Annotated in this window: 32 protein-coding genes; all 32 read right to left on the minus strand. The window is 68.6% G+C overall.

Annotation, left to right across the window (positions count from 1 at the left end; translation table 11 throughout):
• Positions 1 to 6: 6 nt before the first annotated feature.
• Positions 7 to 282, minus strand: a complete 276-nt coding sequence (locus GBB76_RS04245; RefSeq protein WP_152302134.1) for a cyclic nucleotide-binding protein — start codon at positions 280 to 282, stop codon at positions 7 to 9.
• A gap of 112 nt (positions 283 to 394) precedes the next feature.
• Positions 395 to 1084 carry a hypothetical protein gene (locus GBB76_RS04250; protein WP_152302135.1) on the minus strand — a complete coding sequence of 230 codons (690 nt, stop codon included), beginning with the start codon at positions 1082 to 1084 and terminating at the stop codon, positions 395 to 397.
• Between the two features lie 2 nt (positions 1085 to 1086).
• Entirely contained in the window at positions 1087 to 2046 is a 960-nt protein-coding gene (locus GBB76_RS04255) for a capsid protein (RefSeq protein WP_152302136.1), read from the minus strand.
• A 52-nt stretch (positions 2047 to 2098) separates the two neighbouring features.
• Complete coding sequence (locus GBB76_RS04260; RefSeq protein ID WP_152302137.1) at positions 2099 to 2485, minus strand: hypothetical protein; 387 nt, start codon at positions 2483 to 2485, stop codon at positions 2099 to 2101.
• The gene (locus GBB76_RS04265; RefSeq protein WP_152302138.1) at positions 2482 to 3510 is read right to left on the minus strand and encodes a phage protease; all 1029 of its coding nucleotides are present in this window, start codon (positions 3508 to 3510) and stop codon (positions 2482 to 2484) included. Before GBB76_RS04265 ends, GBB76_RS04260 begins: the two co-directional genes overlap by 4 nt.
• Positions 3511 to 3867: 357 nt before the next feature.
• Complete coding sequence (locus tag GBB76_RS04270) at positions 3868 to 5235, minus strand: phage minor head protein (RefSeq protein WP_152302139.1); 1368 nt, start codon at positions 5233 to 5235, stop codon at positions 3868 to 3870.
• A complete protein-coding gene (locus tag GBB76_RS04275) occupies positions 5222 to 6862 on the minus strand; it encodes a DUF935 domain-containing protein (protein WP_152302140.1) in 1641 nt (546 codons plus the stop codon). The genes GBB76_RS04270 and GBB76_RS04275 overlap by 14 nt, the downstream gene beginning before the upstream one ends.
• The gene (locus GBB76_RS04280) at positions 6856 to 8442 is read right to left on the minus strand and encodes a terminase large subunit domain-containing protein (protein ID WP_152302141.1); all 1587 of its coding nucleotides are present in this window, start codon (positions 8440 to 8442) and stop codon (positions 6856 to 6858) included. The genes GBB76_RS04275 and GBB76_RS04280 overlap by 7 nt, the downstream gene beginning before the upstream one ends.
• Positions 8442 to 9047 (minus strand): phage protein Gp27 family protein, encoded by a 606-nt coding sequence (locus tag GBB76_RS04285; protein ID WP_152302142.1) that lies wholly within the window; start codon positions 9045 to 9047, stop codon positions 8442 to 8444. Before GBB76_RS04285 ends, GBB76_RS04280 begins: the two co-directional genes overlap by 1 nt.
• 2 nt (positions 9048 to 9049) lie before the next feature.
• Positions 9050 to 9376 carry a hypothetical protein gene (locus tag GBB76_RS04290; RefSeq protein WP_246669037.1) on the minus strand — a complete coding sequence of 109 codons (327 nt, stop codon included), beginning with the start codon at positions 9374 to 9376 and terminating at the stop codon, positions 9050 to 9052.
• Positions 9373 to 9741: a DUF2730 family protein gene (locus GBB76_RS04295; protein ID WP_152302143.1), complete on the minus strand. Its 369-nt coding sequence runs from the start codon at positions 9739 to 9741 to the stop codon at positions 9373 to 9375. Before GBB76_RS04295 ends, GBB76_RS04290 begins: the two co-directional genes overlap by 4 nt.
• The gene (locus GBB76_RS04300) at positions 9741 to 9935 is read right to left on the minus strand and encodes a hypothetical protein (RefSeq protein WP_152302144.1); all 195 of its coding nucleotides are present in this window, start codon (positions 9933 to 9935) and stop codon (positions 9741 to 9743) included. Before GBB76_RS04300 ends, GBB76_RS04295 begins: the two co-directional genes overlap by 1 nt.
• Positions 9889 to 10224 carry a hypothetical protein gene (locus tag GBB76_RS04305; protein WP_152302145.1) on the minus strand — a complete coding sequence of 112 codons (336 nt, stop codon included), beginning with the start codon at positions 10222 to 10224 and terminating at the stop codon, positions 9889 to 9891. The genes GBB76_RS04300 and GBB76_RS04305 overlap by 47 nt, the downstream gene beginning before the upstream one ends.
• Complete coding sequence (locus GBB76_RS04310) at positions 10221 to 11336, minus strand: peptidoglycan-binding protein (protein ID WP_152302146.1); 1116 nt, start codon at positions 11334 to 11336, stop codon at positions 10221 to 10223. Before GBB76_RS04310 ends, GBB76_RS04305 begins: the two co-directional genes overlap by 4 nt.
• A gap of 4 nt (positions 11337 to 11340) precedes the next feature.
• Positions 11341 to 11718 (minus strand): hypothetical protein, encoded by a 378-nt coding sequence (locus GBB76_RS04315; protein ID WP_152302147.1) that lies wholly within the window; start codon positions 11716 to 11718, stop codon positions 11341 to 11343.
• Positions 11719 to 11803: 85 nt separating this feature from the next.
• Positions 11804 to 12208, minus strand: coding sequence for a hypothetical protein (locus tag GBB76_RS04320; RefSeq protein WP_152302148.1), 405 nt, complete (start codon positions 12206 to 12208; stop codon positions 11804 to 11806).
• On the minus strand, positions 12205 to 12432 hold the full coding sequence (locus GBB76_RS04325; protein ID WP_152302149.1) for a hypothetical protein: 228 nt from the start codon (positions 12430 to 12432) through the stop codon (positions 12205 to 12207). The genes GBB76_RS04320 and GBB76_RS04325 overlap by 4 nt, the downstream gene beginning before the upstream one ends.
• Positions 12429 to 12800: a hypothetical protein gene (locus GBB76_RS04330; RefSeq protein ID WP_152302150.1), complete on the minus strand. Its 372-nt coding sequence runs from the start codon at positions 12798 to 12800 to the stop codon at positions 12429 to 12431. Before GBB76_RS04330 ends, GBB76_RS04325 begins: the two co-directional genes overlap by 4 nt.
• Positions 12797 to 13432 (minus strand): regulatory protein GemA, encoded by a 636-nt coding sequence (locus GBB76_RS04335; RefSeq protein ID WP_152302151.1) that lies wholly within the window; start codon positions 13430 to 13432, stop codon positions 12797 to 12799. Before GBB76_RS04335 ends, GBB76_RS04330 begins: the two co-directional genes overlap by 4 nt.
• Positions 13429 to 13653 carry a hypothetical protein gene (locus GBB76_RS04340; protein WP_152302152.1) on the minus strand — a complete coding sequence of 75 codons (225 nt, stop codon included), beginning with the start codon at positions 13651 to 13653 and terminating at the stop codon, positions 13429 to 13431. The genes GBB76_RS04335 and GBB76_RS04340 overlap by 4 nt, the downstream gene beginning before the upstream one ends.
• A 3-nt stretch (positions 13654 to 13656) precedes the next feature.
• Entirely contained in the window at positions 13657 to 14328 is a 672-nt protein-coding gene (locus tag GBB76_RS04345; protein ID WP_152302153.1) for an SAM-dependent DNA methyltransferase, read from the minus strand.
• Entirely contained in the window at positions 14325 to 14519 is a 195-nt protein-coding gene (locus GBB76_RS04350) for a hypothetical protein (protein ID WP_152302154.1), read from the minus strand. Before GBB76_RS04350 ends, GBB76_RS04345 begins: the two co-directional genes overlap by 4 nt.
• Entirely contained in the window at positions 14516 to 14710 is a 195-nt protein-coding gene (locus tag GBB76_RS04355; RefSeq protein WP_152302155.1) for a hypothetical protein, read from the minus strand. Before GBB76_RS04355 ends, GBB76_RS04350 begins: the two co-directional genes overlap by 4 nt.
• Positions 14707 to 15453: a hypothetical protein gene (locus tag GBB76_RS04360; RefSeq protein WP_152302156.1), complete on the minus strand. Its 747-nt coding sequence runs from the start codon at positions 15451 to 15453 to the stop codon at positions 14707 to 14709. The genes GBB76_RS04355 and GBB76_RS04360 overlap by 4 nt, the downstream gene beginning before the upstream one ends.
• Positions 15450 to 15773, minus strand: a complete 324-nt coding sequence (locus GBB76_RS04365) for a hypothetical protein (protein ID WP_152302157.1) — start codon at positions 15771 to 15773, stop codon at positions 15450 to 15452. The genes GBB76_RS04360 and GBB76_RS04365 overlap by 4 nt, the downstream gene beginning before the upstream one ends.
• Positions 15770 to 16048: a hypothetical protein gene (locus GBB76_RS04370; RefSeq protein WP_152302158.1), complete on the minus strand. Its 279-nt coding sequence runs from the start codon at positions 16046 to 16048 to the stop codon at positions 15770 to 15772. The genes GBB76_RS04365 and GBB76_RS04370 overlap by 4 nt, the downstream gene beginning before the upstream one ends.
• Positions 16045 to 16338, minus strand: coding sequence for a hypothetical protein (locus GBB76_RS04375; RefSeq protein ID WP_152302159.1), 294 nt, complete (start codon positions 16336 to 16338; stop codon positions 16045 to 16047). Before GBB76_RS04375 ends, GBB76_RS04370 begins: the two co-directional genes overlap by 4 nt.
• 7 nt (positions 16339 to 16345) lie before the next feature.
• Positions 16346 to 17017, minus strand: a complete 672-nt coding sequence (locus GBB76_RS04380) for a DUF3164 family protein (protein ID WP_152302160.1) — start codon at positions 17015 to 17017, stop codon at positions 16346 to 16348.
• Complete coding sequence (locus GBB76_RS04385) at positions 17014 to 17343, minus strand: hypothetical protein (protein WP_152302161.1); 330 nt, start codon at positions 17341 to 17343, stop codon at positions 17014 to 17016. Before GBB76_RS04385 ends, GBB76_RS04380 begins: the two co-directional genes overlap by 4 nt.
• The gene (locus GBB76_RS04390; RefSeq protein ID WP_152302162.1) at positions 17340 to 17720 is read right to left on the minus strand and encodes a helix-turn-helix transcriptional regulator; all 381 of its coding nucleotides are present in this window, start codon (positions 17718 to 17720) and stop codon (positions 17340 to 17342) included. Before GBB76_RS04390 ends, GBB76_RS04385 begins: the two co-directional genes overlap by 4 nt.
• Positions 17720 to 18316, minus strand: a complete 597-nt coding sequence (locus GBB76_RS04395) for a hypothetical protein (RefSeq protein ID WP_152302163.1) — start codon at positions 18314 to 18316, stop codon at positions 17720 to 17722. Before GBB76_RS04395 ends, GBB76_RS04390 begins: the two co-directional genes overlap by 1 nt.
• Positions 18317 to 18348: 32 nt before the next feature.
• Positions 18349 to 19107, minus strand: coding sequence for an AAA family ATPase (locus tag GBB76_RS04400; protein ID WP_152302164.1), 759 nt, complete (start codon positions 19105 to 19107; stop codon positions 18349 to 18351).
• Positions 19108 to 19111 lie beyond the last annotated feature (4 nt).

Genomic DNA, 19111 nt, shown 5'->3' on the forward strand with positions numbered 1-19111 from the left:
TTGGCCTCACACGTCGAGGCTGTCGATCGGCGCCGGCAGCGGGTCGCCGGGCAGCGCGAGCCGGCCGGGGCGGAAGATCGCCCGGTTCACGGCCATGAAGCCCTGCTCGATATGCGTGCGGCCGACCGCCAGCCAACGCTTGTCGATGTCGGGGGAGTTCGCGAGGGCGTCGAGCGTACGGAGGATGCGCTCCTCCATCGCCTTGTTGTCGTTGACGAGGTCAATAGCCGCGCCGGTCTGCGGGCGATAGCCGGCGACGGGAAGGCCCTTGTGGTCGGACATGATGCGCTCCAGCTCGAAGGGGAAGACGGGGGCAGCAGGCCGCCCCCGTCAGGGGCCCGGAGGTCCGGGCCGCACGGCTCCCGCGCGCTGTCGCGACGACGCGGGGCCGATTTCAGTCCGGCCAGTCGCCGTCGACCGCGTGCGCGGCCTTCAGCTCGGCGTGCTGGCGACGGGTCAGGGAGATGAGCGAGCCGGGCGCATAGGGCCGACCATCGAGGTGCACGACACTGGTCACATCGAAGGAGTAGCGCTGCTCTTCCTTGAGGTGCAGCGCAGTTCCGGGAGGCACCACGGGAAGCGCGTCATCCAGCAGGTACGCTGCGAGACGAAGGCGCTGCCCCTCGGAGAGGCCTGCCACGAAGACGGCGGGATCGAATTCAGCGACCAGTTCCTGCTCGCCACCGTCCCCCGGCATCGTGACGGGCGTCTTCTCGACGCCATCGCCCGCATCGGTACGGAGGTCGGCATCGGGGGCGGCGCCAGCCGGCGCGCCGCTCCCCGTCGCCTCGCCGGTTTCCGGCGCCGGCGCCGCTTGGCCAAGGGCCGCGCTGTCCGACGCCGGGGCGCCCTCGATGGGCTCCGGCTCTGCCTTTTCCCCCGAGCTCTGCTCCGGCTGCTGGGGGGCAGGAATGACGTGCGGGGGCGCGGACTGAGTCCCGGACGGCGCCTGCAACGCGCCGTCACCGCTACCGGCGCTGGGGGCCTCGCGAGCCGTACCAGGCGCCCCCTCCGGGGAATTCGTCTCCGGGGCATTCGTGGGGGCGACCGCGGCCGCCCCGGCCTTCTTGGTGCGGGGCGCCATCTTCAGGCCACCGCGTTCTGCACGAAGTAGCCGACATCCTTGGCCACGACGAGTTCCTTGATCCGCTCGCCGGAGCGGATGCGGTAGCCGCCTTCGAGGCCGATATCGGGATCCTCGATGCGGCCGGCGATCTTGGTGCCGAGCTGGGCGGTCAGGCCGAAGGTGACGCCCTCCTGCGTGGTCGCCGCCGGATTGATGTAGAGCGCCGCGATGTGCTTGCCCCAGCACCGGGCGAGCACGGCGTCCTGACCCTTCTTCGCCGTGTTGACGTAGCTCTCGCCGATGAGCAGCTTCCTGATCTCGAAAAGCTCGGCGAACTCGGCGCGGGTGATAAGGCCCTTGTCGGTCAGGTTGCCGCGGATGGCGTTGACCAGCACGGGATGGCGCCGCAGCACCGACCAGACCGCCTTGCCCATCACGAGCGTGTTCGGCCGGAAGACCAGAGTGCCTTCCAGGGCCGCCTCGATGACGGCGATCGGATCGGAGTTCGCGAAGTCGGAGAACTGCGACGTGCCGGCGAGCACCGTGCGGCGGGTGGCGGCATAGGTCGCCGAATTGAAGACCAGGCTGGAAACCCGCACCTCGCGGGCGAGCTGCACCGCTCCCGTCAGCGAGGCGGCGGCGCGGGCCTCCGGATCGTAGAGGGAGCGCCCGGCTTCACGCGCCCGACGCGCCGCCTCGATGTCCGAGTTGACGACGGGCGCGTCCAGGCCGTGGTCCTCGACGGACGCGGTCCGTTCGAGGCCGGAGACTTCGAGCTCGTTGACCTTGCCACGCCGGCCGACCAGCGTCTCGGGGAAGGAGAAGCCGTCCGCGAGCGGGTACTCCGTCCAGGCGAACTCCTCCTGGCCGACATCGGCGCGGGGCAGCACCTCGTCGGCGATCAGGGTATCGGCGGGATTGGTGTAGCCGATCGCGATGGCGGTAAGGGCCGGATCGACGACGAAGGGGCGCTTGGCCATGGTGTTCCTCGGTGATGTTCGCCGGCGTCGCGGCGGATGGGGTCAGGCGCCGTCAGGCCGCGGGATTGGCGAGATAGCCGGGGGCGACGCGGATCGGGATGATGTCGTCGAGGGCACCGGGCGCGAGCGCGTAGCCGATGATCCGCTTGTTGGCGCCGGCCCCGGCGACCGCCACGATGGCCTTGCCGTTCGCGTCGGCCGTCAGCGGGTCGTTGAAGCCGACATTGCCGCCCAGGCGCACCTCGGCCGGACCCTGCAGGGTGATGTCGACGGCCTTGCCGGCCACGCCGCCGAGACTGTCGGTGACGCCGAGCAGCGAATCCGTGGCGGCCGCGGCGGTGCTCACGGTGGTGCCGGTGGCGGGAACCGCCGCCTTGGCGATGAGATAGGGGGCGATGTCGGCGGTGGCGACGTAGGACTTGATGAAGGGGCGGCTCACTTCTTCGTCTCCTTGTGCTTGCCGTCGCGCACCGCGACGACGGCGTCGGCGTGCGAGATCGTGATGCCGGCCTCGGCCTGCCTCCGAACGAACTGCGCGGCGAGGCCGGAGAGCTTGGCGGGATCGGTCAGGTCCTCGTCGCCGGCCGGCAGGTTCTGATTGTCGAGGGCGCTGGCCTGGAGGCCCTTCGGCGTGACAGCGAGCAGCGCCTTCACCTGGTTGAGCCCCTCGGCCGTGGCGCAGAGCGCGGCGTACTGCTCGCGCTGGGCGGGCACGATCTTCTTTTCGGTGAGCGCGCCTTCGAGCAGCGCATCCACTTCCGCCTTGCGGGCATCGGCCGCGAGGGTGGCGAGCTTGGCCTCCGCCGCATCCCGCGCCGCAGTTGCGGCGGAAAGATTGGCAATGGCCTGATCGTGCACTGCCTTGGCGACCGTCTCGGCCCGCAGCGTCGTGAGGGCGGACAGGCAGGCGGCTTCATCGGCGGTCTCGGTGAGGCCGAGCGCCACCGCGATTTTCTTCAGCATGGGCTGATCCTCTTGGGGTGAACCGCCGGCCGAAGCGACGGCGGGCATGGCAAGGGCGGGAGCGGGCACGAGCGCGACCGAATGCAGCCACGTCGCGTTGCCCGCGTCGTCGTGGCTGAAGGTCGGGCTGACGTAGCGATGCGTGCGGGCGGCGAGAGTTGCCTTGCCGGCGTCGAGCCAGTCGACGCGCGCGAACAGCCCGTCCGGCCGCGCCTGAAGCTCGGCCACCCAGCCGACCACGGTGCCGGCCTCGCCGAACATGGCCTTGCGCTGGACGCTGTGGTCGAGATCCACCGGCACCGAGATGCCCTCTGCGGCGAAGCGGACGGCGAGCGCGGCCGGGTCGAAGGCGTAGGAACGCCCGTCGCGCGTGGTGACGCGGCCCGTGGGCGTGACCTTGATCCAGGCGGGAGGGACGCCACCAGCATCGAGCGCGGCGAACTCGCCGGCGATGACGCCGGTGGCGAAGGGCTGGGAGGAGGGCGTGGGGCGGTGCGACATGGAGGGCACGCTAGGCCCGCCCCGAAACGCAAAAGGGGTGACAGCTGTCACCCCTGTCGTGCCGCGTTTGCGCCCCGGATCGCTCGCGCTGCGCCTATGCGCACGACCCTATCCGATCAGGGCCGTTTTTGAAGGTGTTTTGAAAGCCGTGGGCGGGAACCGTCCTGTCTCGGGCGGTAGGCGATTGCAAGGGTAGCGCAATCGCCGCCATGGGCGATTTATGGCGATCACCTCTCCGGTCTACGCAGGGCTATTGAACACCAAGTCGCGTCGGCTTAGATTCACGATGCGGGGAAATCGACGTCCGGCCTGGGTACGCCTTGGCGAGGAGGATGTGACGGCCTCCCCCCGCGCCTCTCACCTCAAACGCTGGCATCGCGCCAACTGCTTTCGCGCATAGCTCCCGTCTCGCCCTCCGCGTGCCTGGAACATCGTGCTCACCTCCAGCACACCGCCGGGGCCGGGGCGCAGGACCGTGAACCACAGCCTCCCGTCGACGATGGCCAACGCGATGGTTGCCCCATCCTCAGGGCGGCGCCAGATGTCGTTCCCGTCCAGCGCAATCTGTACGATCCGCCACATCGCGGCGGGCAGGTGGTGGGTCATATTGTGGGCGATGGCGCGATCGTCGATGACGACGGTGTGCCGCGCGGCACCAATATCCCGCACCAGGCCCGGATTGAGTATGGCGATCGGTTGGGTTGCAAAAGCCCATGGCTCGATGCTGTCGATCAGCTCGGGCGGTCGACTGGCGGCCCTAAGCGCCGTCTCTACCGCCTTACGTCGCGCGCCCCGCGCCTTCGCCTGAACGACATGAGAAAGAAAGCCGTCGCCGGCGATGATCTTCTGAACGCGGATCGCCGCGAGCTCGGCCGGCGTGTCGTCGAGCTGCTCCTGAAGGATGCGCCCGAGCGTGCGCGAGCGGCCGATGCCGGGATTGGTGTGCCAGCCGGGGTCGATTCCCTCGGGCACACGGGAGCGAACGCCAGTGCGCTTGTTGATGAAAACCCTGACGCGCTCCTCGGGCGGCGTGTCGCGATAGATGACGTCGCCGTCCTCGCCGGGCGTGCGGCCGAGCAGCCGTTCCGCCTGGGCGGTCGAGATCTGCCGCACCGCGCATTTGCAGCCCCATCCGTTGGGCGGAAAATGGACCCGCCAGAACGGATGGTCGACCGGCAGGATAATGCCGGCGTAGCGTAGATGCTCGGGGCGAGGGTCGCCGGCCGTCGTGCGGACATAGAGGATGTAGGGCAGCGCCCGCTTGGTCCGCTGGATGCGGTCCCACTGGCCGGCGGCGCGCGCGGCGCGCACATTCGACCAGAAGGTGGTGCGCAGCCGCTTCGGCTGGGTGAAGTCCACCGTCTTCACCTTCGCGCCATCCGGATCGAGGACGCGGCGCGGCCCCCACCAGCCGAGTGGCGTCAGCCGGCGCTGCAACTCCTCCCGGAACGTGTCGAAGCCGGTACCATTCGCCAGCGCCTGGTCGATGGCGGCCCGGAATTCGGCAAGGATGCGCTCCTCCAGCACGCCGGCGACCGTGAAGGCGTGGGCATGCTCCTCCCCCCACACGTCGAGCCACGAGAAGTGGGGCGCCAGATCCCGCTCACGGAAATAGTCCAGCACCTCGGGCGGCGTGGGAAAGCCGCGCTCGACGCGGCCGCCGGCGGCGAGCGAGATGAGCCCGGCGAGGAAATCGAGCCGCGACAGCGCCTCAGTCGCGGACATCGCCGAGCCCGCGCGCCTTGGCCATGGCAATGGCCAGTTTCATCGCGAGCTTGCCGGCATCGATGGCGCCGGCGATCTGCGGCAGCATGGCCTCCAGCTCGGCAAAGCTGCTCGCCTTCTCTACCGCCTGCCGCAGAGGCGCGAGCAGCGGATCGGCATCCTCCTGCCAGTCGGCCAGCGCCTCGGCCACGAAGTCATCGAGCTCGTCCTCGGTGTCGAGCTCGCCGGGGTCGGCCGCGAGGGACGCGGTTTGCGGCGGGCGGCAGGAGGAACAGCGGCACCCGCCATGATGCACGGCGAGCTCGGCCGGCTTGCCCGGCTTTTGCGCCGCCGGTGGTTGCCCTTCCTCATCGACCTTTCCCGCCTGCGGGTCGGGCGGCGCCGAGGCGGCCGCCAGCGGCGCCAGCAGTTCCTCGTCGGCCTCGGGTTCGGAGATGCCGATGCGCTCGCGCATGGTGCGCTGGCCGACTTTCAGCCCGAGCGGCACCAGCCGCGCGACGGCTTCCGTCAGCTCCTTGACGTCCTCCGGCTCGGCGACCGGAAGCGTCACCTTCGGGTACACGTCCTGTGCCCCGTAGTTCAGCGAGATGTACCAGGGGATCAGGTCACGGTTGAGCGTCGAGGCGAGCTGGCGGCAATCGGCCTGGGTGATGTCCAGGCGCACCTTATCGTGGATCTTGGCCTGCGCCTGCGAGGAGCCGTCGTCGGCCGTCATGGTCTGGCCCACAACCAATTTTGAAACCTGCTTGTCGAGATAGTCGAGCAGCCCGCCGAACACGGCTTCGCCCTTCGAGCCCTGCGCCTCGATGAACTCGATTTCCATGCCGGCCGGGATGATCGCCGCGGCGTCGTTGGCGATGGAGGCCACCGCGCGCAGCAACGCCTTCTTGTCGGTCGCCGAGGCGCCGGCATGGTACCGACCGACCCGCAGGGGGATGCCGTAGATCTCGGCGAAGGCCGCCCAATCCTTCAGGGCGAAGGATTGCAGGATGAAGGCCCATGTGGCCGCCCGCGCGAAGCCGCGGCGCAGGGGAATGCCGGTCTTGGACCGGGGCATGTGCACAATGAAGGTCGGCTTGTCGATCGGCACGCCGTCGAGGTTGCCGTCGACGGCGAGGCGCAGCTCGGTGAGCGACAGCCGGTCGAACTGGAAATAGCGCGGGTCCCGCCATTTGAAGGCCACAGGCCGCAGCCGCTTGCGCTCATATTCCCACACCGGCTCGACCACGGAATAACCCTTCGCGATACCGTCCGTCAGAGCGCCTATGGCATCGAGGAGGTTCGGATCGTCGAGCAGCTCGTGCACGGCGTCGACGATGCGCTTGGGCGTTCCCTTCGGCGATTCCACCGCCGGCGCCACGCCCTCGATGGCGAGGCGGCGGGTCTGCACCTGGCTGGCATAGTGCAGGTAGCGCTCCTCCATCTCCTCCGCGAGGGTGAGATAGTCGCGCGCATTGCCGAAGCTGGCCTGTTTCAGGATGTGCGCCAGCCGCTCCGGTGTCAGGCCGGAGGCCACGCCGTCCATGTGCGTGGCGCGCACGCCCATGATCGTGGGCACCGCCACTTCCTCGGAGAGCTGTTTCGAGGAGATCGGCTGGCCGGTGTAGGGGTGGACAAGACCTACCATAGCGCGCGGCCTCCGCTGTCCTCGGCAAAGATGCTGTCCGACCCGCCATCGAGGGCGGAGACGGGGGTGTAATCGTAGGTGGTGGCCTCTGCCCGGCTAGCAGCGTGGGCCAACAGCAGCGCGACGAAGCTGTCGCCGTGCCGCTTCTTGCCGTCTGCGCCCGTCGTGCGGATCGGCGGAATGGTCGGCACGCCGGCGCGCATGATCGGCAGCTGCAGATCCTTCTTGGTGTCGAGATCCATCGGAACGGCGATGGCATCGTCCTCGAAGGCCGCGCGCAGGGCCGGGACGTTTTCGACGTACCAGGTGGCCGAGAGCTTGACCCGTTCGGCCCGCAGCACGCCGTAGCGGACTGCGAAATTCTCGGAGAGCTGGGCACCTATGCCGATGGCGTCGAGCTTCGCCGCGCCGAACCGGGGCAGCCGGTCGCAGATGTACATGCCGATCTGCCACTGCTGTTCGAACGGGATGTTCCGCAGCTCGACGACGAAGGGCGTGCGGCGCTTCATGTTGCGCAGGGTCTGGAGCGGCCAGTACACGGTGAGATCAGAGACGCGCCCGAAGTCCCCGCCGAAGGCTGTCGGCAGATGCGGGTCCATCTCCTCAAGGAGCGGCCGAAGATGCGTCTCGCACCAATGGTCGATTTCGGCGCGACGCACCTCCTCGGCCAGCAGCAGGAAGGCGGAATCCTTTTCCAGGCGGAGAATGGGGACGTCGCGCTCCATGCGCGCTTCGATCAGCGCGCCGTTGAGCACGGCGCCGCCGCCCTGCGACGGTATGCAGAAGAATTCCTCGTCGGCCGCGTCGCCGGCGTTCGCGATCAGCTTCTGCCGCCAGCGCGCCTCGCCGGCGGCGGTCCATTCGTCGCCACCCTTTGCGCAGATGCGGCGATACAGGCCGTCCATCAGGGCGTCGTCGAGCGAGATGGTGAGCACCTTGTAAGGTTTGCGCCCCGCCTTCGCGTCCTCGATCATTCGATTGAAGGTATTGGCCTCGCCGAAATGGGTCGAGATGATGAGGATTTTGCCGCCCCACATGAGGAAGGGGACGGCCGCGTCCACGACCTCCTGGAGGCTGTCATGGAAGGCCGCCTCGTCGAGGATGAGATATCCCTGCCGGCCACGCAGCGAGCGGGGCTTGGACGACAGGGCGACAACCTCAAGGCCGGAGCCGAAGGCGACACGGAACGCCTGAATGGGCGTGCCGTCATCGTCGAACAGGAAGGGCTGGACACCAACCTCGGCCAACGCCTCGCCGAAGCTCTCTGCCCACATCGCGCAGGTGTCGATGAACTCACGCGCCATGTCGAGGTTGTAGCCCATGTAAAGGACGTCCATGCCGCCGGCGGCGCGCGATGCTGAAGCCGTGAGCACGGCGTCGGCTGCGGCCGCCCAGGTCAGGCCGGTGCGGCGGGACTTTTCGCAGATGACGACCTCATGCGTGGCCGTGGTCTGCAACAGTCGCGACTGGTACCGCAGCAGGACGTCGTCGGCCTCGTGCGGGTCGGCGTTGGCGCGTAGCTCGGCCCAACGCTGCTCGGAGATGCCGCGGCCTGAGGCGCCGTTCTCGTCGACGAACATCAGCCTCGGTCCCGGATCTGCGCACCGATTGCCGCTTTCAGCGCGGCGATCTGCTCGGCCGAGCCGCCCTGGGCTTTCGCCACGGTCTCCACCGCCTTCTCGGCGGTGGCCTGCACCTCGGCCGTGATCTTCTTGCGCTGGTCGGTGCTGATCTTCTTCGCTTCCTCGGCGTGCTTCAGGGCGCGCGAGGTGAACATCAGCATCTCGGCCGTCTCTCCATCGGCCTTGAGCTCGCCGGCATTGGTGAGCATCTCCGAGATCAGCGTCTTGATGGTCTCGGAGACGAGGAGCGTAAGGCTGTCGTCGGCGGCTGCGTCGATCTTGGGCGCGAGCACGGCTGCGATCTCGCGTGTCTCCTGCAAGCGGCGGCCGAGGGCCGCGAGCTTCATGGCGACACGATTGAGCGACGAGCGGGACGCCTGGGGAATATCGGCGAAGACACCCTCTGCCATCGCCGCAGCCCGAAGGCGCGCATTCGTCTCGTCGAGGATTTCCAGCTGGGTGAGCTTGCTCTCCTTCAGCTGGTCGAATGCCCACACCCGCACCGGGTCTGCCCATTCGGGCAAGGTGTCCCAGAAGGACAGCCGGCCGCGCCCCTTCACCATGGCTAGACCTCGGGAAGGGACGGACGCTGCACGCCCTCGATGACGATTTCACGGTCGACGTGGCGCTTGCCCATCCGCAGCAGGACGGCGATTTTTACCGAGCCGGCCTCGCGCACGCTCACCGCCCCCATCTCGGCGAGATAGTCGAGCTGGGCATGCACCCACGGGCGGTCGCGCGGGATGCCGAACTCGTCGCGCAATACCTTCTCCAGCCAGTCGGATGTGGAAGAGCCGCTGACGTCCTGGGCAAGCTCCTTCAGGATGATGAGCCGGGCCTGCTCCCGCAACCAGGCTTCACGCTTCGCGCGACGATCGGCAACCTCGCTCACGATACCGCCTCCTGGAACATCCGCTCCTGCGCGCGGGCAGCCATGGCCGCCACGGGCTTGAGCCGCTCGTCCATCACCTCCATCCGGCCCTCAAGGCGTGAGATAGCCATTTCCAGCCGGTGCGAGGTGTCCTTGTCAGGAAGATGAGCGATGGCCATTTCGGCTTTCGCGGTGCGCTCCTCCAGCCCGTCCACATCGTCCTTCAGGACGCGCATCTCTCCCTTGAGCTCGGCATGCTGCTTCGCCTGCGCCTCACGGTCGGCGGCGATCTCCGAGCGTTTCGCCGTCCGTCCGGCGATCAGCCACGTCGAGAAAAGCGACCCCACGGCGATGATGATGGGCGCCCAGTTGCGCAGCTCCTCCATCACGCGCCCCCGACCGGCTTCCAGCCGCAGTGCTTTTCGCCGTACTCATTGTGGGTGACGAGCTTGACCTTGTTCGCCGGCGACATGGCCGCGAACTCGGTATTGCTGACGATCCAGGGCTCGTTGGTCTTGCACCAGGACGAGGGATCAGCGGGCTTCGTCGTCGCGCACCCAGCGCTGAGCGCGGCGGTCAAGCTCAGTACCAGGCAGGTCGGCCACTTCATCGCGTTTCTTCCTGTAGTCGTCGACCGCCTCGGCGGTATCGCGGTTGAGCTTGTCCTCGCGCTCCTGCCAGCCCTGCTGGCGCGCGCGCCGCAGCATGACGGCGGCGCCGAGGGCGGCGAGCAGGCCGGCGCCGATCTGGAGCGCGCGCGTCAGGCCGACGACGCGCACCAGCAGGATGACGCCGACCACGATTGGCACGAGGCCTAGCCCCGCCCACCACCGCCAGCCGATGCCGTAAACGAGGAACAGGTCGATCATGCCGGCACCGGCGCGCGGGCCGGCCAGACCGCCGGGATGACGTAGCTGCGCACGATGCCGACCACGATGATGGTGACGCCGATCGCCGCCAACGCGCCGGCGCCGTAGCCGATCCACGACGACAGGCCAGCGTAGCCCTGGAGCACGTCGGCCTTATCCGCGATCTGCTGTCCCGCCTCGGCAAGCCCGATGGTGCTGACGCCGGCAGCGACAGGCGGCGCGACGGGCGGCGGATCGGCGACGACGGCCGTGCCGGTCGCCGGTGCCGTGCCCTCGATGCGCGCGGTCAGGGCTTCGAGGGTCAGCTTGCCGGCGATGCCGTCCGCCTTCAGGCCGTTGGCCTTCTGGAAGGCCGCAACCGCGTCAGCCGTCGCCGGCCCATAGAGGCCATCGGCCTTGATCTCATAACCGAGCTGACGCAGCTGCGTCTGAAGCAGCCGGGTCGCCTCGGAGGGCTGCGCCGCCCGCCACGATTCCGGCACCTTGTCTCCATCGCGGAGCAGCGGCCAGATCTTGTTGAACCAGGCGACACGCTCGGCATAGCCGTTGTAGCCGCCGTTCACCTTCTTGGTGATGGTGCGGATGTCGTTGATGTCGGCCAGCGCGTTGCAGCCGGTGCGCGTCCAGTGATCGAGTGCACCGCGCAGACAATAATCGGCTCTCTCGATCAGGTCGGGATTGTCGGCGAGGCCGAGACGGGCATAGGCGGTGCGTCCGGTGGAATGCATCGCGCCGCCGCCCCGGTAGAGATAGCCGTCACCGGCATAGAGGTTGCCGAGTTCCCGGGCCTTGCGCGGGTTGCCGATGCCGTAGACCCGGTCGAACAGGTCGCGCTCATTGCCGGCGAGCTTCGCGGCCTCCGCCGGCGTGACGGCGGCGGAATGGCGGCCGACGCCGAACACCTCGACGATGCGCTTGGCCGAATACCGCCCGCTCTCACGCAGCCGGGTGAAATTCTGCGTCTCATGGGCAATCTGCGCCATGAAATGCGCCAGCCGCAGCGGCGTGTTGATGCCGGCCGCGTTGAGGTCGCTGGAGCGGCCGAAGGCGGCAACGAGCGCCGGCGCCGCGTTCGGCGCGAGCTGGCGGAGGATGGAGACGGGCGTGGCCATGGCGTCAGACCCCCGCGCCATGAACGAGGGCCAGCACGGTCAGGAAGCAGGCGACGGTGCCGGCGCCGCACAGCGCCGAGCGCCAGCGGGTGCGCCCCATGGACAGGTAGACACCGACCACGGCCAGCCCGATCGCCGTGGCGGCCGCGAGATGCATGACGCCGAGGGCCGACGCGCCCATCAGCACCTTGTCGACCGACCAGATACCGACAGTGCCGAGCACGTAGCCGCTGACGAAGCAGCCGAAAAGCACGGCGCTGCGACACGCGGCGTCGACAAGCACACGCTGCGCCTGGTCGCCGCGGAGCACTCCGCCTACGACAAGGGTGACAAAAGCAGCGACCGCGATGCTGGCCGCGACAATGAGGACCGTGGGGATCATCGTGATTTGGCTCCGAGAGGGTGCGGAGCTCACCGTGGCCGGTCGTCATCCCGGAAGGGGGGTGACAGCTGTCACCCCTGACCACTCAGAACAGCTTGAGCTGGCGCCGGTCCCGCTCGCGCCGGCGCATCCGAAACGCGGTGCGGCGCGTCATGCCAGAGACACGGGCGGCATCGGCCGCTGTCTGTCCCGCCTCCAGCGCCTCGGCCATTTGGCGACGGGCGCGGCCGAGCGCCTGGTGCAGCGTGCCGGTCGGGCCGCGCGGCATGTCGAGCACCGTACCACGCTCCCAGCCCTCGGGCGCAAGGGTGCGGTAATGGGCGCACAGCTGGTCTGCGGCCTCCCGGCCGATGATCTCGACGAGCCAGTGCGAGGCCGAGACGCGGGAGGGGATGGTGATCTTGGTCCCGCCGCGCGCGTCGGCCAGCTTCACGGCGGCGGGAAGCCCGATGACGCCAACGATCTCGGCGAAGACGTCCGAGCGGTTCATGGGAGCACCAGCCCCCGCGCGACATAGGTGATGGTGGCGACGACATGGTCGCGGTGCCGCCAGACCAGGCGCGCGGTTAGCGATCCATCCCGGCAGCGCCACAGCCGGCAGGAGGTGCGGACATAGCCGCGCCCGATCCAGGCGGCATCGGCGGCGGCGAGGGTCGCATCGGCGGCAAGCACGGCTGCGACGGTGTCGGCCGGGAGATTGCGGGCGCGCTTCATCGGCCGCGCTCCCATTCCGCTTCAAGCGCGGCCCAGCAGGCCTCGACGTCGGCGCTTGCTCGCTCCTCGATCTTTGCCGCCCGTTTGTAAGCACTCTCGGCCTTTATGAAAGCGAGGTCGGCCGCAACCTTCTGACGGGTGCCATACTTCGCCCGGTGCTGATCGTCCCATGCCGCTTCCCGTGCGGCCCAGGCAGTCCGCCGACGCTCCGCAGCGGCGTTCGCGATCGTCTGCAAGGTCTCGTGGCGAATCGACAGCAGATCGGCCTGCTGCACGAGCCTGCCGATGAGCCACCGCGGCAGCACGGAGCGTTTGAGAAACGTAAGGAGTTCTTCGCGCGACAGGTCGTCGAGGGTGAGCTCTTTCATGCCCGCTCCCCCATCGCCTTGCGCAGCTTCTCGCCGCTGATCCGCATCCACTCGATGAACTGCGCGGATTCGAAGCGTGATGTGTCGGCCGGCATGAAGCTGCGGACACCAGCCTCCTCCAGACGGCGGCGCAGGGCGTGATAGGCAAGTTCCTGCATGCCCCGCGTGCCGCGTGCTCCCGACCAGTCGATGCCGGCCTCGCGGCCGAGCCATGCCTTGAGGCCCTCGATGGCGCGCCGTGCCGGCACGTCGTCACGCCACCAGTTGGGATGCGCGATGCCGGTCTGGCGCTCGCAGAAGGCGAGCAGCGCACGGTCGGTGCGGTCGGTGACGATGGCTAGATTGTAGCCGGTGATCCAGAGCGCCCTGAGCTTGCCGGCATAGGCGCCATCGATGCGGATGGCGCCTTTCCGTCCCTTTGAAGCCGTCTTCAACGGTGCGTCCGGCCGGCCCGGCAACGCGCGCAGATAGTCGAGAACGCGGCCGGCCTCGCCGGCGCTGAGCGACCTCGACGACGCCTGTCCGGTCTCACGGCGTAGCACATCGCGATAGGTGTCGTCGTCGAGCCCGGCGCGGCTCTTGGCGGCATGGATGGCGCCGATCTGCTGGCGGGATGCGGGCGCGGTGCTCATGACGTGTGCTTTCCGCCGAGAGCGATCTCGGCCATCAGGATCTCGCGGGTGAGCTGGTCGATGCGGCGCTGGGTCTCGACGCGCCGGCAGCGGCGCAGCACCAGGCGCAGCAGGTCCGCTTGCAACAGTGCCCGCTCGCGCAACATCTCGCCGATACGCCGGCGCTCGGCGATGGCGACGAGCGGGGGCGGAGGCGTGAGGGCGGTGGCGCTGCGGTGCATGGATCAGCCCCCCTCGCCGAACAGCGGCGCCGGCGCCGGTCGGCCGAAGCGGCGGGCGTCGTCGGGGCGGGTGAGGCGCTGGCGCTGGCCGGGCGGGATCCACATCGGCGGGCGCGGCTCGGCGCCATGCACCCAGCAGACCCAGCAATAATCGGTGGCGGTCGAGCCTTCAGGCTCCCACCGCCCGCGGTGCATCGGCACCCGCTCGGTGTAGTAGGCGATCAGGAAGGGCGGGTGCTCGGTGAAGAGCTCGTACCGTTCATCGGTATGAAGCCATTGAGTTCGCACGAGCAGCGCGGCGCCGCGCTCGGCAACAAGGATCGCCCGACGCGCAAAATCGACACCAGTGGGGAACGGAGGGTTCGTGAACACCCAATGGGGCCACACGTCGTCGGTCGGCCCGAGAAAGTCCGCGACCTTGCCGTAGCCGTAGGGATGGATATCGCTAGCGGCGACAAAACGGAAAGTTTCGGCCAGCGGCTCGGCCATGTGACCTTCGCCGCAGGCAGGCTCCCAGACAGTTTCATGGCGCCGGACGCCGAGCACCGGCAACGCGACGTGCTCCACGAAAGCGCGGGTTGCCCACGGCGGTGTCGGAAAGAAATTGAGGCTGTCCGGCGGCTCCTGCCGGCTCGCCATGATCGCGCGCGCACCGAAGGGGAGGAACCCGGTCATCCCGCGCTCCCGAGCTTGGCTTCCAGCGCCTGGGCGGCGCTGGCGAGGTAGAGCGCGGCCTGCGTCGCCTCATGCGAAGCAGCGAAATAGCCGTCCTCGTAGAGGGCGCTCGCTATGGCATTGGTGTCCTTCGCCTGCTGGCGCAGGTGCTTGACCATGCGGTGCGTGATCTGTCCGACGCGCGCGGTCATGACGGCGCTCCGACGCGACCGGAGAGCAGCATGGCAGCGAGGCGCTGGAGGCGCTGTGCGTCGGCCTCAATGACCTTGAGCCGTTGGAGGGCGTCTTCTCGCTCACCAGTCGGCATGCCGGCCATGATCTCAACGGACGAGGCGACGGTGCGGATGGTCTCGGCGATCTGGCGGCGGGCGGCTTTCTTCATGACCGCTCTCCCGAGGTCAGAAGCCCGGCAACGGCCGGCCCGGCGAGCGGCGCCTCGATGTCGACCGACCGGCCGGCGGCGTAGCCGTCCCAATGGGCGGCATCGCGGAACTTGCCGGCCGCCGGCGCGAGCGCTCGCGTCGGGCTGAAGGACATGCCGCGCCGCGCCAACTCGCTCTTGATCGGCGCCCGGATCGACTGGACGAGAGCCTGACGTTCTGCCGCCGGTTGACCCGATACGCCCTTCCTCCTCCAGAGGCCGGCCATGATCTTAGGGGCGATGCCGAGGGCGAAGCCTTCCTCCAGCGCCTTGAGCACTTGGGCTTTCGTCCGCGCCGTCCGGCGCCGGCGATACACCTCGCCGGCCCGAAACTCCCGCGCGGCCGTGCGGGCGGCGCGGCGAACGACCTCGTGCACATATTCGGCGACGAGGATGTTGGCGGGGTCGCCGAAATAGACCCAGCGCCAGCGGTTGCCGACCCGCTCAAGATAGCCGTGGCACTCGGCGAAGACGGCCACGGTGATCCAGACGCTGTCGATCGGGCGGCGGCGCGCGCCGATGTCGACAGGGAGCCCCTCCATCAGGCTGGCGTCGAGCTCGATGTCGGTCATGCCGGTGGAGGCGAGCAGCTCGGCGGCCTTCTCGGCTGCCGCGAGCGCCTCAGCCTCAGTGCAGCCGTTCGCGGTCGTCATGTTGCGGAGAGCAGCGAGGCGCTGCCGGAGCTTGGAGAGATCGCGCCTCATGCCGCGCGCCTCCGGTCCAGTTCGCGATAAGCAGCGTTGATCCAATTGGTAAGCAGGGCGCTTTCGCCGCTGGTGCTGGTGGCGCTGACGCCGGCCATGGACAGCCGAAACCCGCCAAGCGGATTGGTCAGGCGGGCGCCATGATCTCTCACCAAGTCCTGTACGAGTGCGCGAGCGGCGGCATGATGCGCATCGACCGCCTGAAAGAAGACGGACGCGACCGCCGCGTTGGCTTTCGGGATGTCAGGAAGGGCAGCGACCTGGACCTTGACGAAGTGGACGAGCGTCAGCAGCTCGTTGTCGGAGACGCGCTTGCTCATGCCCGCGCCTCCACCAGCTCATCGTGCAGCGCGCGGCCGGCGACTGTGACGACGGCGCAGGTTCCGACCTGACGCTTGAGCACCAACCCGCGCTTTTCGAGCGCCTCCATAGTCGACGTCGTGACGAACGGGCCGTCGAAGGAATTCCAGCACCAGCCGCGGCGAACGCGGCGCGCCGGGCCTTCAGCGACGAGGAGCTTGAGAGCTGCGCACTGTGCCGGAGTGACCTTCTCTTCCCGTTTCAGAACGGTACCTGCGGTGACTTCTGCGATCATGGAGCGCGACCTCCGGTGAGAAGATGGACGGCGATTTGAGGGATGGTCCGGTGGCACCAGGACGCCGTGCGGGCGAGCACCCGCGCCTTGATGCGGAGCGCCGTGGCAGGCGCGCGGGCGGTGAAGACAAGCCGGCTGTCGACCGTGATCGGCCGGCGCGCGCCCTTGATGCGCACTTTCGTTCCGACACCGCGGCCGTGGCGCACCTTCGGAGCGATCAGGGCGGCGGCCCACACGCCGGAGGCGGCGAGCACGAAGACCCGTCCATGGGAGGGAAGCGGCTCCGACATCGCGACCTCACGCCGACGCGAGGTCGATGGTGACCGCCTCCCACGCCGCCTCGCGAGAGGGGCGGCGGTAGAAGCGGACATATTCCTTGGTGCCGACCGGCTTCATGCTGGCGCGGATGGCGCGCATCGCCTCCTGCCAGCGGCCGTCCTCGATATCGAGACGCAGCAGGGAGAGCAGATCCGCCCGGTTCACCTTGCCGGCCTGATCGACCTGGAAGGCACGGGTGATGATGGCGCGGATCTCGGAGCGGCTGTCGGCCGACCATTCCCGCAGGCACTCGTCGACGAGAACCTTCGCGGTCTGGAGCTGGGCGCCGAACTCGATCAGGTCGGCGATTGCCACCTGGACCTTGCGCAGGCCGTCGAACGACATGAGCGTGACGTTGCCCTTCTCGCCGCCGGCGCGGGCACCGTACTCCTGGGCGAGAATGGCCTGATAGGCGCGCACGTCGTCGAAGGTATGGGCCTTGAACCGCGCAATCTCGTCCGACAGCGGCTCGGCGTAGCCGAAGATCTTGCGGACGGTTTCGTCTTCGATCAGGTCCTCTGCCTTGACGTTCTCAACGGGCACGAACTCGCCCTTGTGGTTCTTGAGGTAATGGTTGCCATTGAGCTCGACGGCGCCGGGCGGAAGGGCAGCGGCCGGCTCGGCCGCCACGGTTTCACTGTGCGTGGTCATTGCAGGGGGTCCTGTTCGGTGGGGATGAAACCGAGCGTCATCAGCTCGGCGTGGAGCTCGGCCTCGATCTCGGTGAGGCGGTCATCGGCAGCGTGCACGCCGGCGGCGTCGCCAGAGACACCGGCGCGGTGCATCTCGGCGCGGGTGGCGGCGCTCTCGGCAGCGAGACGGGCGATGTCGTCGAGCGCGCACAGCGCCTGCGCCATCGCCATCACGTGGTGCACCGAGACGCCGATCGCGCCGCGAGAGCTCTGGTGGTTGACGATCCGGCGCGCCGTCTCACGCACCTGGTCGAGCGTGACGACGATGGGGGCGGTCTCGCTCATGCCGCCGCTCCCTTGCAGTGAGTGGCATGCGGGCAGCCGGCGCGGCAGGCTCGGTAGAGCGAAGCGCGCAGGCTGCTCGTCGCGGCGAAGGGGCGCCCCTGTTCGTCAAGGCAACGGTCGCGGCTGATCTCACCCAGGACGGGGCAATTGACGGTGGCGCCGAGATAGGCGCCGCGCACCAGCTGCTCGATGCGGTCGAGCCGGCCGGCGTAGTTGTTGGCCAGCACATGGGAAATCTGCGAGCCGGAGACGCCGAGGCGGCGGGCAACGCCGCTCTGCGTCTCGCGCTGGCAGGCTTCCGCCAGCGCGATGATCCAGTCGGGCGGCGCGCCCCAGGCGGTGCGGGCTTTGGCGGGGAAGTCGGGTGCGGGAGCCATCACACCACCTCCTGCGCCGGCTCGGCCGGGCCCATGACCGCCTGCCGGTTGGCGTCCCACACGAATTTCGTGCGCATGATCTGTGGCGGCAGCGGCCCCGTGTTCATGGCGGGTTTCAGCCGCCAGATGGCCGGCCGGCCGGTTCGGCCATGCTTCGCCTCCTGTATGGCGACGAGGTAGCCGGCGCCGGCGAGGCGCTTGATGTAGTCTTTCGCTGCCACCTCATTGACCTGCACCGCGTCAGTCGACGCGGCGAAGGCGATTTCTTTGGCATCGAACGTCACCAGCGAGCGCATGGCCCGCCACATTTGCTCATTGGCAGTGGGCTTGCATTCGGAGCCGTCACGCCGAAGTCGGGGCGCCTCCGTCCGGCGGTCCAGCAGGCGATAGAAGGGCACGGGGACAGAGGACTTGCGCCGATGCTCCACCACATGCGCGATGCCCGCCCGCACGAGGCTGGCCACATAAGCGAGGACCTCGCGTCGGCCGGCATTGCTCTGACCGTCGACATCGCTCACGCACCACGGGCCGGCGGCGTCGAGATCGCGGATGATGGCCCAATAGGCGACGTAGCCGCGCGGCACGTGGATGGCCATCTCGGCCATGGCGAGAATGGAGTGCCGCGCCATCACGCCACCGCCAATTCGCTGTCACGGCGAGCGCGCGGCGCCTTGGAGGTATAGAATTCCGCGCGCCCCCATGCGGAGCGGTCCACGGTGGTGATGCCGCGATTGCGGGCGATCTCCTGCACCTGCGCCAAGTTGACCACGATGCGCCGGGCGCGGCCCTGACTCTGCCGGCGGATTTCGTCGAGCAGGTCGGGTGCGATGGTCAGCCCGGCGCAGAAGGCTCGGGCCAGATACTCCACATCCTCGATGTCGCAAGGCTGCGCCGGCATCCAGTCGAGAACGCGGTTCGCCACGCGCTCGATGCGCTCCAGTTTGGCCGGCAGCTTCTCTTCGCCGATCAGCAGCACCGGCGCGCCGGAATGCTCCTGAAGTTCGCGTACGAGCTCGATGTAGCCCTTGTCGACGATCTTGTCGGCTTCATCGACGATGAGCGGCCGGCGCGGATTATCGCCCAGCAGCGCCTTGGCGCGCTCCGCCATGGTGGAGATGGTGCCGCGCGGCTCGGCGCCGAGCTCGATCAGCACCATCCGCAGGAAGGTCGCCCGCGTCCAACTCTCGCCCACCTCAACGCGCACGGCGCGCGTCTTGTTCTGCGCGAAGATGGAGGCATAGGTCTTCCCATAGCCGGAGGGGCCGTGGCAGACGCCAATGCCGGGAAGGTGCGGCGAGCGGTCAATCAACCGCGTTGCCAGCGCCATGAAAGAGGCGACATTCTTGAGGGCGATCGGTCCATTGACCTGCGGAATGGCGACAGGCATTCGG

The sequence above is a fragment of the Ancylobacter sp. TS-1 genome (assembly GCF_009223885.1).
In the GTDB taxonomy this organism is placed as follows: Bacteria; Pseudomonadota; Alphaproteobacteria; order Rhizobiales; family Xanthobacteraceae; genus Ancylobacter.